Origin of the sequence: uncultured Streptomyces sp., assembly GCF_947488945.1 — a bacterium.
GTDB lineage: Bacteria > Actinomycetota > Actinomycetes > Streptomycetales > Streptomycetaceae > Streptomyces.
Map to the genome: position 1 here is coordinate 145,694 of NZ_CANLBS010000004.1, position 12,966 is coordinate 158,659.

Here is a 12,966-nt window from a genome sequence, read left to right on the forward strand (position 1 = left end):
CGGAGGTGCCGGTCACCGTCACCGCCGCCGTCATCGTGGACCCCGAAACCGAGGCCGCGCCCGCGACGGACCCCGCCGTGCTGGTCGCCAGCGACCTCGACCGCACCCTGATCTACTCCACCGGCGCCCTCCAGCTCACCATGGCCGACCACGAGGCGCCCCGGCTCCTCTGCGTCGAGGTCTACGGCCACAAACCCCTCTCCTACATCACCGAGACCTCCGCCGCGCTCCTGGAGGAACTGGGCCGCACCACCCTCTTCGTACCGACCACCACCCGCACCCGCGAGCAGTACCACCGCATCCGGCTCCCCGGCCCCGCCCCCCGGTACGCCATCGTCGCCAACGGCGGGCACCTGCTCGTCGACGGAGTCACCGACCTCGGCTGGCACGCCGGCGTGACCACCCGGATCGCCGACGGCTGCGCCCCGCTGGACGAGATCCGCGCCCACCTCGCCACCGTCACCGACCCCGCGTGGCTGCTCAAGGAACGCATCGCCGAGGACCTCTTCGCCTACCTCGTCGTCGAGCGGACCTTGCTGCCCGAAGGATGGGTCAAGGAACTCGCCGACTGGGCCGACCCGCTCGGCTGGACCGTCTCCCTCCAGGGCCGGAAGATCTACGTCGTGCCCGCACCGCTCACCAAGAGCGCCGCCATGCACGAGGTCGCCCGCCGCACCGGCGCCACCCTCACCCTGGCCGCCGGCGACTCGCTGCTCGACGCCGACCTGCTGATGGCCGCCGACCGCGGCTGGCGCCCCGGACACGGCGAACTCGCCGACACCGACTGGCACGCCCCGCACGTCGAGGCGCTCGACCGACGCGGCGTCCTCGCCGGTGAGGAGATCCTGCGCGGATTCCAACGCGCGGCACGCGGCTGACCTGCGGGCGCGCCGCCGGGGAGTTGGGCAGGCTTGCTCCCCGGCGCAACGGACGACGATCGGGAGCGACACCGTGACCAAGGGCAACGACACCAAGATCACCGACGAGCTGTACGCCTACGTGCTGGCGCACAACCCACCGCTCGACCCCGTCCAGCGCGAACTGGTCGACACCACCTGGGCCCGGTTCCCCGACCGGGCGGGCATGCAGTCCGCCGAGGAACAGGGGCCGCTGCTCGCCTTCCTCGTCCGGCTGACCGGGGCCCGGCACATCGTGGAGGTCGGCACCTTCACCGGCTTCAGCGCACTGTCGATGGCACGGGCCCTCCCGGCGGACGGCACCCTGATCGCCTGCGACGTCTCGGAGGCGTGGACCGCGTACGGCCGTGAGGCCTGGACGAAGGCGGGCGTCGCGGACCGCATCGACCTGCGCATCGCCCCCGCCCTCGACACCCTGCGCGCGATGCCGGCCGAGCCGCACATCGACTTCGCCTACCTCGACGCGGACAAGGGCAACTACATCGCGTACTGGGAGGAGTTGGTCCCCCGGCTGCGGCCCGGGGGCGTCATCGCCACGGACAACACGCTGTTCCACGGCGGGGTGGTCGACCCGCAGGCGACCGGGGGAGCGGCGGCGATCCGGGAGTTCAACGACCACGTGGTGGCCGACCCCCGGATGGACAGCGTGCTGCTCACGGTCGCGGACGGACTGACGCTGTCGCGTCGGAAGTGACCGCGACGCTCCCTCTCGGGCAGGTGACGTGACCGCCCCGCTCCCTTCCGGCCGGGTGCCGGAAGGGAGCGGGGCGGGAGGGCACGGTCAGGCGGGCCTGGTGCGCACGGTGCGCGGGTGATCACGGCACGCGGGTGCGCCCGGTACGGGGGTGTGCCCAGGGTGCCGCCGGGTCAGCCGCAGCAGCCGCCACCGCAGCAGCCTCCGCCACCGCCTCCGGCGGACGGGGCGGGGGACGCCGCCGAGGAACCGCCCACCGCCACGGCGGAGAGCAGCTTCACGGTGTCGTCGTGGCCGGCCGGGCAGGCGGCGGGGGTGGAGGACTCGGCCATCGGACGGCTGAGCTCGAACGTGTCGCCGCAGGTGCGGCAGCGGTACTCGTAACGGGGCATGGGCACAGAGTAGAGCCGTCCGGGTCCCGCCGACCACGGGGCGTGGTCTCCGGGGCGGGCGCGTCGGGTTTCGACGGGGTGCGGCTTGTGCGGCGTGTCGTGCGGTGCGGGGCGGTGAGGTGCGGTGGTGCCGTGCGATGCGGTGCGGTGCCGTGCGATGCGGCGCGACGGGGCGTGGCCTTCCGCCGGGGCGCGTCGGGCCGCCTCACGCGTGCTGGCGCGGGCGGATCCACGGGCGCCGGTGGCGCTTGGCGGCGGGTTGCGGTGCGGGCCGGGGCGGCGCGGGCACCGGCTGGGGCGGCTCGTACCGGCGCCGTTCCTCGCGGGCGACCAGGTCGGGGTGGCGCGCACGCCAGTACGGGTTGTCGTGCGGGAGCCCGCCGCTGACCCGTCCGTACATGCCGAAGAACATCAGCAGCAGGCCGACCAGGAAACTGAAGATCACGTTCTGCATCCGGAAAGCGAGCACGTTCAGCCCGGTGTCGAGCAGCGCGAGGTTGACGAATCCGCTGGCGATGAAGGCGATGCCCACCGTCATGTTGAGCGTCGAGGCGACGTTCCCGCCGATGACCATGCCGCCGAGCAGCAGCAGGCCGACGACGATCGACAGCACGCTCAGCGCACCGTTGGTGCTGAGCCCGGCCACGGTGTCGCCGCCGGTGTCGAAGAACCCGATGCGGTCGATCAGCCCCAGGATGCCGAAGACGATCAGCACCAGGCCCATCAACCCCGCGCCCACCCGGTAGAACCGGCTGAGCCGGTGGTCCACGGGCATCTGCTCGTCGAGGCGCGTGTTCAGGCGTGCACGCGTGATCCGCATACCGACCTCCTCCGGGTTCCCCTCCAGGATCGGCCCGCACGGGACGGCGGACAACCGGGGCGGGGAGGGGATGTCGGGCGGCGAGGTGGGGGCGGCACGGGCGTGCGGTGGGTGTGGTGGGTGCGGGGCGCGGGTGGAAGCAGGACCCCGGGGGAGGGCCCTGGGGGAGGGGAGGGTGCGCGGCCGGAGTGCGGGCATGGGGCGCGCGGGCAGGAGTGCGGGCCCGGGGGGTTACGCGCCGACGCCGCGCTCCTCGCGGATGTCGGAGACGACCCGGGCCGCGGTGCGCCGCACCGCGTCCGTCTCGGTCAGGAAGTGCCAGTAGTCGGGGTGGCGGCCCTCCAGACCCTCGACGGCCCGTTCCAGCCGGGCGACCGCGTCGTCCAGGGGGCGGGCGTGCCGGGGATCGGGGGTGTTGCGCCCGTCCATCGCGAGGCGCTGGGCGTCCCGCACCGCGAACCGGGTCCGGCTGATCTCCTGCTGCGGGTCGGCCGCGACCGCGTCGAGCTGCCGCAGCCGGTCACCGGCGGCGGAGACCGCCTCGTCCGTGGCGTTGAGCAGTGCGCGGACCGTGCTCAGCCGGGAGGTGGCGTCCGCCCAACGCTGTTCCGCCCGCGCCTCGGCGGCCTCGGCCAGCTTCTCCTCGGCCCGGCGCACATTGACCGCGGCCTGCTCCGGAACCGGCTGGAGGTCCTGCCAGCATGCTGCGGAGAAGCGCCGCCGCAGCTCGCTGAGGACCGGCTCGACCGTGCCCGAGCGGGTGGTGAGGGCCTCGGCCCGGGTACGCAGCGACACCAGCCGCCGGTCTATCTCGGCGGCCCGCTCCGGCAGCCGCGCCGCCTCCGTCCTGATGGCCTCGGCGTCCCGCAGCACCTGGTCGGCGCGACGGAGTGTCTCGGGCACGCCGTGCCGGCCGGCGCCCTCGTTCAGCTTGGTCAGCTCCGGGGCGAGCGCCGCGAGCCGGGCGGCGAGGTCGTCGGCCTTGAGGCCGGTGGCGCGGACCGCGTCGAGGGCGTTGCTCGCGCCAAGCAGGGCCTGCCGGGCCCGCTCCACGGCGGGCGCGAGCCGGGCGAGCTGGGTCTCCGCGCCGCTCAGTAGTGGCCCGAGCCCGCGCTCGTAGCGGTCGAGCTCGCCCCTGACCCGCACGAGGTCGTCCTTGGCCCGGGTCAGCGCCGTCCTGGCCTGGGTGGCGACGGACGGCTCCAGGTCGTCGCGGTCCAGGTCGTGGGCGTCCACGGCCTCGATGTAGGCGTGGCTCACCTCGTCGATGCGCCGGCCGAGAGCGGCGAACTCCTCCACCGCCTGGCGCGCGCGGGGAGAACTGTCGACGGCCGTGATCGTCTCGATGGAGATCCGCAGATCGCGCTGGGCGGTGTCCAGCTCGTAGAACGCGGCCGCGGCGGCGTCCTTGGCGGCCTGTGCGTCGGCCCGCCTGCTCTCGTCGCGCCCGCCGAACCAGCGGCGGGTGCCGCCTCCGGCGAAGGCCGCGGGGAGCGTGGCGACGAGCAGCGGAACGGGGAGCAGCAGCAGCGTCAGGACGTCCCGGACGCCTCCGACCGCCGACCCCCCACCGGCCCTCGCCGACCGCGCGTCTGTCGCCGTCACATGCCTCTCCCGTGCTGGTCCGCCACTGCCTGTGCCCGGTCCATTCTCCCACCAGTAAGGACGAACACCGGGGGCGAAAGGTTCGCGGTTCGGGAGGCGACTTGGCGGGTCAGACGTGCGAGGCGGAGGGCGGCCCGCGGGCAGCCGGCGGCGGAGGCCGGGCGGGATCAGCCCGCGTTGCGGACCGTGATGCCGCCGTTGTCGCTGCGTACCTTCACCACGTGGTGGCTGGTGCTGTCGCGCGGCACGTCCACGTCGACGTCCCCGTTGTCGGCGTCCGCGTCCACGGCGTACGCGTCCCGGCCGGACGGCAGGTCGATGTCGATGCGCCCGTTCTGGCTGACGACGTCCACCAGGTCGGGGACGGCCGCGAACTCCAGCCGGACCTCGCCGTTGTCCGACCTGGCCTCCACCGAGGCGCCCGAGATGTTCTTCGCGTCCACCGAACCGTTCTGGCTCCGGAGCTTCAGCGGCCCGCTGACGTCACGTACCACCACGCCCCCGTTGTCCGAGGAGAGTTCCAGCGGAGTGTCGAAGCCGGTCGCGGTGATCTTCCCGTTGTCGCCGTCGACGTTCACGGCGACGCCGTCCGGCACCTTGACCGTGTAACGGGCCTCGCAGTCGCTGATCATGGCGTCGCAGTCCACCTTGAGCGTGAGCGTGCCGCCGTCCATCCTCCACACCGGGTCGGGGCCGCTGCCGAACATCACCCACCCGTCGACCTGCCGCTCGACCTCGACCCGCTCCACGTCGGCCGGCTCGATCCGGAGCGACGAGTTCCCCGCCTCGATCGTCAGCTCCCGGCCCTCCAGCGCGAACGACTTCCGCTCGACGGGCGCCGCGTCCGCGTCCGTGCTGCCGCAACCGCTGAGCCCCAGCATCACGACGACGGCCCCACCGACCCCGACGAGCACCCGCCCGCGCGGCCGGAGGCGGGGGGAGGGCGCGACGGATCCGGTGTGCGCGCTGCGATGTGTGCCGGTACGGATGTCCACGACGGGTCCCCCAGAGAAGTGGTGCGGAGTGCGATGTGCCGAGTGCGGTGGTGGTGCGGTTCGAGAGCCGCGCCGGGCGACGGCTGGTCACCCGGAGGTGGCCCGGTACCACTCACCGTATGCACCCGCCCCGCCGCGTGGGATACGGCCGCCCACCGTCTTCGGGGTAGGGCTATCCCCCCACCGGGGGCCGCAGGAAGGGAGTAGGAGCAGGTCGCCCGCGCCATGTACGCTGTTCCCTCATCCACGGGTGCGTAGCTCAGGGGTAGAGCGCTGCTCTTACAAAGCAGATGTCGGCGGTTCGAAACCGTCCGCGCCCACCAGCCAGAACGCCCCCGCAGCGAGCCGCTGCGGGGGCGTTGACGGTAGTAGGTGACGGCAGCGTCCCCGGACTTCCTTCGATCCTGGCAGAGCGGAGCAGCCGCGGCCCCCAGATCGTTAAGGGGAACGAGGCACAGCATCGACGGCAAGCGCCTCATGAAGATCTCCCATCGGAAGGAACCTCTCATACCGGTGGACGTCCCGCTGCACTTTGAACGTGTCCGTACGAAGGGATCCCACGCCGATCTACGACTGCGTATCGGCTGCTACGAGCACCGATGCGATTCGTACTACGTGGAGTTGGACGACTCACCTACGGCTCCCGGCGGCCTCGGCCTCAGACTCTCGCGTCTGTTGAAGCAGTGGAGTTCGCAGATTGCCGGCCTCGATGGCGGGGGTGGCACCGTCTACCTGCCGTACGACTTTTCCGACCAGTGCACGGCTTGGCTTCGTGTGGCGTCCGCCGATGCGGAGACGGCCGAGGTTCAGGCCGGTTGGAGCTCGATCGAGGCCTGGCGGTTCTATCCCTCCGACTACCTCTCCACGGCACGTGCTGTAACGGACTTCGCGCCGATCACCGGGGCCCGGGTCGAGTGCTCGCTGGTTGCTCTCGCGGCACGTGTCCATGCCGACCGCCTCGCCTTCGAGGCCACGGGGCCATAGCGCGGCAAGACCTTCTCCTGTTCGCCGGCTGGCGAAAGTCATCTCGTCGCACAGAACAGATGTCTGCGGTTTGCAACCGTCCGCGCCCACCGGTGGTCCCGGTCTTCGGACCTGGACTGGGACCATGAAAAAGGGGTCGTCGGAGATCTCAGACGTCATGTCCGGGGCCCTTCGGTGAGCGGACGGGCCTGGCGGTCTTGGGTTTGCGCTGCGACGGAACCAGCGCGCGCAGCAGCTTCCGCTCACGGGAGTGCGGCATGAACGGGCCGTCCCGGCTATTGGAGCTTGTACTGGTGGTGAGGGACGACCGGGCCCCACACGGTCTCGGCACACCCCGTTCACCCCGCCTCCCGAAGGTGTTCACACCGTTGGTATTCTCCGGCCTCCTCGCCCGTACGTGATCATGTTCTTGCGGGCGGGCCCGGATGCGTACGTTTCGTACGAGGCGAAGAGGTGTTCATTGAAGGCAAGTCGCAGGTCCGTCACCGCACTGGCGCTCGCGGGGGGTGTGGCGCTGGCCGCGCTCACCGTCGCTCCGGCGGCGCAGGCGGCGTCCACCGGGATCACGGTGTCCAACATCGTGGTCAACGGCGGAAAGCCCATCGTGGTGGGCACGAGTGACGCCAAGGAGCCGTCGCTCAACTTCCGGATCACCGTCCCGGCCGGGTACTCGGTCGACGACGCGTCCCGGTACAACGCGGAACCGTTTCTCTACCACGGCTCCACCCCGGCGAAGGGCATCGCAGCCCGCGACGCTCTCTACGCGGGCGGCTACACCTGCTACCGGGTGAGCACACGCGTCGCCGACTGCAAGGGCGCCCTCTGGATCAAGCCCTCGCAGCTCAACTCCAGCGCCGACGCGGGTACGTGGAAGGTGGGCGTCGTGGCTGAGCTGTATCGCGCCGACGGGTCGCTCGGCCCGAAGGAGTACAAGACCACGTCGGTCACCGCCCCCGTGCGCCGGTGGGCGAACGTCACCGTGAACGCGGGCCCGGAGCCGGTCACCAAGGGCAAGACCCTCACCGTGACCGGCGCGCTCACCCGCGCCGACTGGGCGACGCACAAGTACGCCGGGTACGGCAGCCAGACCGCCTCGCTGCAGTTCCGCAAGGCGAACAGCTCGACCTACACCACGGTGAAGAAGGTCACCGCCGGTTCCACCGGCGCGCTGAAGACGACCGTGACCGCCTCGGTGGACGGTTATTGGCGCTGGACCTTCGGCGGCACGGCCACCACCGGCACCGCCACCGCCACCGGCGACTACGTCGACGTGCGCTAGGCAGGACGTCGGGCCGGGGCGGGAAGGCGCACCACGGCCTTCTCCGTCCCGGCCCGACGCAGGATTCGGCCCACGGTCCCGGAACCGCACCGGACGGAACCGCACCGGACGGGACGGAACCGCTCTCCGCATCGCCTCCGTCTACAGGCGCGAACTCCCGTGCACCGGAGCGCTGTTGCGCTACGCGGTCACGCCGTAGACCTGAGGAGCAACATGAATCGCCGCGTCCCTTCGCGTCCCGTGGACCACCGTCCCGCACCGACCGCCCGCGCTTTCGGGCGCATCGACGGTCGCGCGGCCTTGCGGGGGCGGGTGGGAGGCGTGCTGGCGGCGGCCCTCGTGCTCGGGTCCGTCGCGGCCTGCGGTCCGACCGACGGCGGGTCGTCGAAGGGTGGGAGTCGGCCGGCCAAGGAGTGGAAGGCCGGCGACTGCGCGGGGCCGGACACGAGCGAGGGGAAGGACGGTTTCCAGGCCCTCGACTGCGACGACCCGAAGGCGACGATCAAGGCGCTGGAGGTCAAGGGCGGGGAGATACTCTCCGCGGCGATCCAGTGTCCGGCCGGAACCGACGAGATCATCTCGGTGAAGGTGTCGATCGGCGGCGGGGACGCCGCCGCCGGACTGCCCAGCAAGACGATCTGCGGCCGCAACCTCTCCGGCGACCACCCCGGGGACGCGGGCGCCGGTGGCGGCCAGCTCGTGGTGGGCGACTGCGTGGACGACCAAGCTAAGGAAGTGGCCTGCGCGAGCGGCGGAAACAAGGTGCTCGCCCTGACCAAGACCGCGGAGGAGTGCCCGGCGGAGGCTAACAACCCCATCGAGCTCTTCCCGGGATTCGGCCGACCGTACGACGCCATCTGCACCACCAAGGCCTGATGCGGGGCGACCTGACCTGCCCGAGGCCCTTCCCGAAGCCCGGTGTACCAAAGCCTTATGCGCCAAAGTCCCGGCGCACCAAGGCCTGATACGCCAAAGCCTGGTGCACCCACGCCTCATCGGTGAGGTCTGATCCGGGGGGCCTGAACCCCACGCCCGCGCCGGGGCCCGATCCCGCTCCGCCCGGCTCGATCCGGCGACGGCGGCTGAGGGCAGAGGGCGTCGGGGTGGCCGGACCGACGCGGAGGGGTCCCGCGTGTACGCCGCGCGGGGCCCCTCGGCGCGTCCGGCGGGACCCCGTGGCGGGGAAGTTGTCGAAGGGTTGTCGAAGTCTGCGCGGTGTATTGACGGGTCCACGGCGAGCTGGCTTCATGGGAGCGCTCCCACGCCAGGCGGTCTCCCGTCTGCTTCCGCATGCCCGCACACCGACCGCGTCTGTTCACGACTGTTCACGTCTGTTCGCGTCACCCGGCACCCCACCCCTCTGGAGTCGCAGTGAGATCAGCAACGAGTTCGGCACGAAGCGCAGCGAGAACCATCTCGACGGGCCCCTCGGCCGTCGTGTCCGCCCTGTCCGTCCTGCCCGCCCTGTGGAAGACCCTGGTCGCCGTACTCGGGGCCGTCCTGCTCGGCGTGCTGGTCCCGGTCACCGCCGCGCAAGCCCTCCCCGCCCAACCGCTGCCTGCCGCTCAGGCCCTTCTCGCCCAAACTCCGGCCGCGGCGTCCGGGCTGCACATCGCCGACGGGCGGCTGGTGGAGGGCGACGGCAGCGACTTCATCATGCGCGGCGTCAACCACGCGCACACCTGGTACCCCGGTCAGACCCAGTCGCTGGCCGACATCAAGTCCTTCGGCGCCAACACCGTCCGGGTGGTTCTCTCCGACGGCCACCGCTGGACGAGGAACGGCCCCGCCGAGGTCGCGGGCATCGTCGACGACTGCAAGGCCAACCGGCTCATCTGTGTGCTGGAGGTGCACGACACCACCGGTTACGGCGAGGACGCCGCCGCCGGCACGCTGGACCACGCGGCGGACTACTGGATCAGCCTGAAGGACGTGCTGGCGGGCGAAGAGGACTACGTCGTCGTCAACATCGGCAACGAGCCCTGGGGCAACACCAACCCGGCCGGCTGGACCGCGCCCACCGTCGCAGCCGTCCAGAAGCTGCGGGCCGCCGGATTCGCCCACACGATCATGGTGGACGCGCCCAACTGGGGCCAGGACTGGCAGGGCGTGATGCGGGCCAACGCCCAAGCCGTGTACGACGCCGACACGACGGGCAACCTGCTCTTCTCGATCCACATGTACAGCGTCTACAGCACGGCCCAGGCGGTCACCGACTACCTGAACGCGTTCGTGGACGCCGGACTGCCCCTGGTCATCGGTGAGTTCGGCGGCCCCGCCGACCAGTACGGCGACCCGGACGAGGACACCATGATGGCGGCCGCCGAGCAGCTCGGCCTCGGCTACCTCGCCTGGTCGTGGAGCGGCAACACCGACCCGATCCTCGACCTCGCCGTGAACTTCGACCCGAGCAGGCTGAGTTCCTGGGGCGAGCGCATCTTCCACGGCGCCGACGGCATCGCCGAGACCTCGCGGGAAGCCACCGTGTTCGGCGACTCCACGCCGGGCGACACGCAGGCCCCCACCGCCCCCGGCACCCCGACCACCTCCGCGGTGACGGCCACCTCGGCCGTCCTGTCCTGGCCGGCGGCCACCGACGACGTCGCCGTGACCGGTTACGACGTGGTCCGGGTCGCCGGCTCCACCGAGACCGCCGTCGCGTCCTCCACCACCACCGGCGTCACGGTGAACGGCCTGACGGCGGACACCGCGTACAGCTTCGCCGTCTACGCCCGTGACGCGGCGGGCAACCGCTCGGCCCGGTCGGCCGCGGTGGCCTTCACCACCGACAAGAGCGGTCCGACGCCGGGCGTCCGTTGCTCGGTCGGCTACCGGGTGGCCGGGGAGTGGCCCGGCGGCTTCCAGGCGGAGATCATCGTGCGCAACACCGGTACGGCCGCGCTGAACGGCTGGAACCTCGGCTTCGCCTTCGCCGACGGCCAGACCGTCTCCACCATGTGGGGCGGCACCCCGACCCAGACCGGCTCGGCGGTCAGCGTCGCACCGGCCGCGTACACGGCGTCGATCCCGGTGAACGGCACCGCCACGCTCGGCTTCATCGGCACCAAGGGCTCCGGCAACACCGCGCCGAAGGCTTTCACGCTCAACGGCAGCGCCTGCACGACGGCCTGACCCGCCTGAAGGCCTGATCTGCTTCATCCGTCCGGCCGGGGCGATGTTCCCGACCCGGCGGTTCCGTCGGCCGGCGGTCCACCCGCCGGCCGACGTTCGCGTGCGACGAGCCCACGTGCGACGGGCCCGCGACGGGGACGCCCGGGCGTCAGTAGTACCCCCGCTCACCGTCCAGGATCTCGCGGATGGCGTCCAGGTGTCCGGCGTGACGGGCCGTCTCCTCGATCATGTGGAGCACAATCCAACGCAGCGACGGCGCACCGGACGTGAAGCGGGGGTGCTGGCTGGGGGCGTCCGGAGCGTGGGCGGAGAAGACCGAGTTGGAGGCCGTGCACTCGCGGTCGTACGCCTCCAGCAGCAGGTCCAGCGGGATGCCGTCCGCCATGAAGTCGGCGTCCTCCTCGACCGCTTCGGCGTACTGCGGGTTGAGGTGGGCCTCCTGGTCCCGGAAGATCACCTGGAACCAGCCGTGTTCGGTCCACCGCAGGTGCGAGACGATCCCGGCGACCGTCATCAGCGGGGACCCGGGGAGGACGGCGCGGTGGGCGTCCTCCTCGGAGATCCCCTCGCACTTCCACCGGACGATCGAGCGCTGGAGGTCGAGCCAGCCTACGAGTTGGGTCCGCTCGTCGGCGGAGTAGTCGGGGCGGGTGCGTGGAGTCGGCATGCGGCGGAGAGTAGTCCGGAGGGGCGGGGAGCGCACCGGGATATCGGACGGGTGGCCCGTGGCCCCGCCTCCCGGACGGTGCGCGCGCCACCGGGCATCGTCGGCGGCGCCCCGGCTTGATCCGCGGACGGCGGGGCATCCGTACGGGTATGCACCGCATCGCACACCGGCGCTACGGGTCCGGCCGATGCGGGAGCATCCCCGGAGTCGCGCCGGAACGAGTCGTGCCGGACGAGCAGAGCCGGAACGAGTCGCGCCGGAACGAGCCGGGGCCGAGCGGTAACGAGCCGAGTTGAGGAGTCTCAGGTGACCATCATCGCTGTGACCGGGCACACGGACCTGACCGTCGGGAGCGTGCCGACGGTGCGGGCGGCGCTGCGCGAGGCACTGCGCCCGTACAGCGGCGATCTGACCGGCATATCCTGCCTCGCGCCGGGTGCCGACAGCCTGTTCGCCGAGGAGCTGACCGCCATGGGCGGCCGGCTCGTGGCGGTCGTGCCTTCGCAGGACTACCGCGACGCGCAGGTCGACCCCACCCACGCCCCGGTCTTCGACCACCTGCTGGAAGCGGCGGTGGAGGTCCATGTGCTGCCGGTCGAGAACGCGGACCATGCCGCTTACGCTGCGGCCAACGCCGAGTTGATCAAGCGCGCGGACCGGATCGTGGCGGTGTGGGACGGCACCCCGCCCACCGGTTCGGGCGGTTCCACGGCAGACACCGTGGCCGAGGCGCGGGCCGCCGGGCTGCCGGTCGATGTCGTGTGGCCCGAGGGGGCGCGGCGGGGAGCCGCGGACTGAACCGGCCCGGCCCCGCGGCCCCGCGGCCCGCCCCACGGCCGCGCGGACCTGCTTCGGGCCGTGGCTGAATTGGCGGCCCTGCGGACCCCCTTCGGGCCTTGGTTGAACCGGCGGCCTGCGGACCGCCCACACACCGTAGGTGAACCCGCCCGTGGACCGAACCGAAACGGCCCGGTGGGGACCCGCGGTGGGTCCCGCCGGTCAGACGGGGGCGCTGCCGGCCGTGGGGTGCCCGGCGGAGGTGCCGGCTGCGGCGGTCGGGCACCGGCCGGTTCTCCCCGGCCGCGACGGCCCCGGCTCGGTGGCCACTCGCGTGACCCCGTCTCCCGGCCCGGTGCCGCCCGCCGGAGCCGCCTCCTGGAGAGCCGCCTCCCGGAGGCGGCAGGCGCGGAGGTCGGGGCAGGCCCGCGGAAACCACCAGTAGGGGGCGCCGTGGGCCGGTGCGTGGCGTTGCTCGCCGAGGTTGACGGCTGTTCCGGTCGAGAGCGGGGAGGTGCACCACACGCACGCCCAGCCGCGCTGCTGTTGCTCCGTGAGTTCGGTAACCGGTGGCAAATTTCTCGCGGCCATGGCGTCCCCGGGTCTTCGTGGATCAGGTGTTACCAGACTGCCGTGTCGGGAAAGGCCCAACGCTCACGAAATCGTGAGTGTCGGCCGTCGGTCGTCCGTGCCGCGCTCACGGA

The 12,966-nt window shown here is 72.1% G+C and carries 12 protein-coding genes and 1 tRNA gene; 8 read left to right on the plus strand and 5 right to left on the minus strand.

Annotated elements, in window-relative coordinates:
• The first annotated feature begins 140 nt into the window (after positions 1-140).
• Both Q0994_RS07325 and Q0994_RS07330 read left to right on the plus strand, forming a co-directional pair.
• Positions 141-878 (plus strand): HAD family hydrolase, encoded by a 738-nt coding sequence (locus tag Q0994_RS07325; RefSeq protein ID WP_363325537.1) that lies wholly within the window; start codon positions 141-143, stop codon positions 876-878.
• Between the two features lie 73 nt (positions 879-951).
• Positions 952-1,611, plus strand: a complete 660-nt coding sequence (locus Q0994_RS07330; RefSeq protein WP_299530549.1) for an O-methyltransferase — start codon at positions 952-954, stop codon at positions 1,609-1,611.
• A 173-nt stretch (positions 1,612-1,784) separates the two neighbouring features.
• Here the strand turns inward: Q0994_RS07330 and Q0994_RS07335 are convergent, their stop codons facing one another.
• From Q0994_RS07335 to Q0994_RS07350, 4 genes are all read right to left on the minus strand, one after another.
• Entirely contained in the window at positions 1,785-2,003 is a 219-nt protein-coding gene (locus Q0994_RS07335; RefSeq protein WP_299530551.1) for a zinc ribbon domain-containing protein, read from the minus strand.
• A gap of 205 nt (positions 2,004-2,208) precedes the next feature.
• On the minus strand, positions 2,209-2,823 hold the full coding sequence (locus tag Q0994_RS07340; protein WP_299530553.1) for a DUF4383 domain-containing protein: 615 nt from the start codon (positions 2,821-2,823) through the stop codon (positions 2,209-2,211).
• A 231-nt stretch (positions 2,824-3,054) separates the two neighbouring features.
• A complete protein-coding gene (locus Q0994_RS07345) occupies positions 3,055-4,428 on the minus strand; it encodes a hypothetical protein (protein ID WP_299530555.1) in 1,374 nt (457 codons plus the stop codon).
• A 167-nt stretch (positions 4,429-4,595) separates the two neighbouring features.
• On the minus strand, positions 4,596-5,309 hold the full coding sequence (locus Q0994_RS07350; RefSeq protein ID WP_299531302.1) for a DUF4097 family beta strand repeat-containing protein: 714 nt from the start codon (positions 5,307-5,309) through the stop codon (positions 4,596-4,598).
• Positions 5,310-5,671: 362 nt separating this feature from the next.
• Between Q0994_RS07350 and Q0994_RS07355 the strand changes: the two genes are divergently transcribed.
• From Q0994_RS07355 to Q0994_RS07375, 5 genes are all read left to right on the plus strand, one after another.
• Positions 5,672-5,746 (plus strand) — tRNA-Val (locus Q0994_RS07355).
• A gap of 190 nt (positions 5,747-5,936) precedes the next feature.
• Entirely contained in the window at positions 5,937-6,407 is a 471-nt protein-coding gene (locus Q0994_RS07360; protein ID WP_299530557.1) for a hypothetical protein, read from the plus strand.
• Positions 6,408-6,867: 460 nt separating this feature from the next.
• On the plus strand, positions 6,868-7,686 hold the full coding sequence (locus tag Q0994_RS07365) for a hypothetical protein (protein WP_299530559.1): 819 nt from the start codon (positions 6,868-6,870) through the stop codon (positions 7,684-7,686).
• A gap of 213 nt (positions 7,687-7,899) precedes the next feature.
• A complete protein-coding gene (locus Q0994_RS07370; RefSeq protein ID WP_299530561.1) occupies positions 7,900-8,562 on the plus strand; it encodes a hypothetical protein in 663 nt (220 codons plus the stop codon).
• A gap of 561 nt (positions 8,563-9,123) precedes the next feature.
• Positions 9,124-10,818, plus strand: a complete 1,695-nt coding sequence (locus Q0994_RS07375) for a cellulase family glycosylhydrolase (RefSeq protein WP_299530563.1) — start codon at positions 9,124-9,126, stop codon at positions 10,816-10,818.
• Between the two features lie 148 nt (positions 10,819-10,966).
• Here the strand turns inward: Q0994_RS07375 and Q0994_RS07380 are convergent, their stop codons facing one another.
• Positions 10,967-11,485, minus strand: coding sequence for a DinB family protein (locus Q0994_RS07380; protein WP_299530565.1), 519 nt, complete (start codon positions 11,483-11,485; stop codon positions 10,967-10,969).
• A gap of 306 nt (positions 11,486-11,791) precedes the next feature.
• Here Q0994_RS07380 and Q0994_RS07385 point away from each other — a divergent pair, with 306 nt between their 5' ends.
• Positions 11,792-12,283, plus strand: coding sequence for a hypothetical protein (locus Q0994_RS07385; protein WP_299530567.1), 492 nt, complete (start codon positions 11,792-11,794; stop codon positions 12,281-12,283).
• Positions 12,284-12,966: the final 683 nt, after the last annotated feature.

What these genes read in the sequence shown, in the direction of transcription:
- Q0994_RS07325 (WP_363325537.1), top strand. Translation starts at nt 141, where the DNA reads ATGGCCGACCACGAGGCGCCCCGGCTCCTCTGCGTCGAGGTCTACGGC.
- Q0994_RS07370 (WP_299530561.1), top strand. Translation starts at nt 7,900, where the DNA reads ATGAATCGCCGCGTCCCTTCGCGTCCCGTGGACCACCGTCCCGCACCG.
- Q0994_RS07335 (WP_299530551.1), bottom strand. Translation starts at nt 2,003, where the DNA reads ATGCCCCGTTACGAGTACCGCTGCCGCACCTGCGGCGACACGTTCGAG.
- Q0994_RS07350 (WP_299531302.1), bottom strand. Translation starts at nt 5,309, where the DNA reads ATGCTGGGGCTCAGCGGTTGCGGCAGCACGGACGCGGACGCGGCGCCC.
- Q0994_RS07340 (WP_299530553.1), bottom strand. Translation starts at nt 2,823, where the DNA reads ATGCGGATCACGCGTGCACGCCTGAACACGCGCCTCGACGAGCAGATG.
- Q0994_RS07380 (WP_299530565.1), bottom strand. Translation starts at nt 11,485, where the DNA reads ATGCCGACTCCACGCACCCGCCCCGACTACTCCGCCGACGAGCGGACC.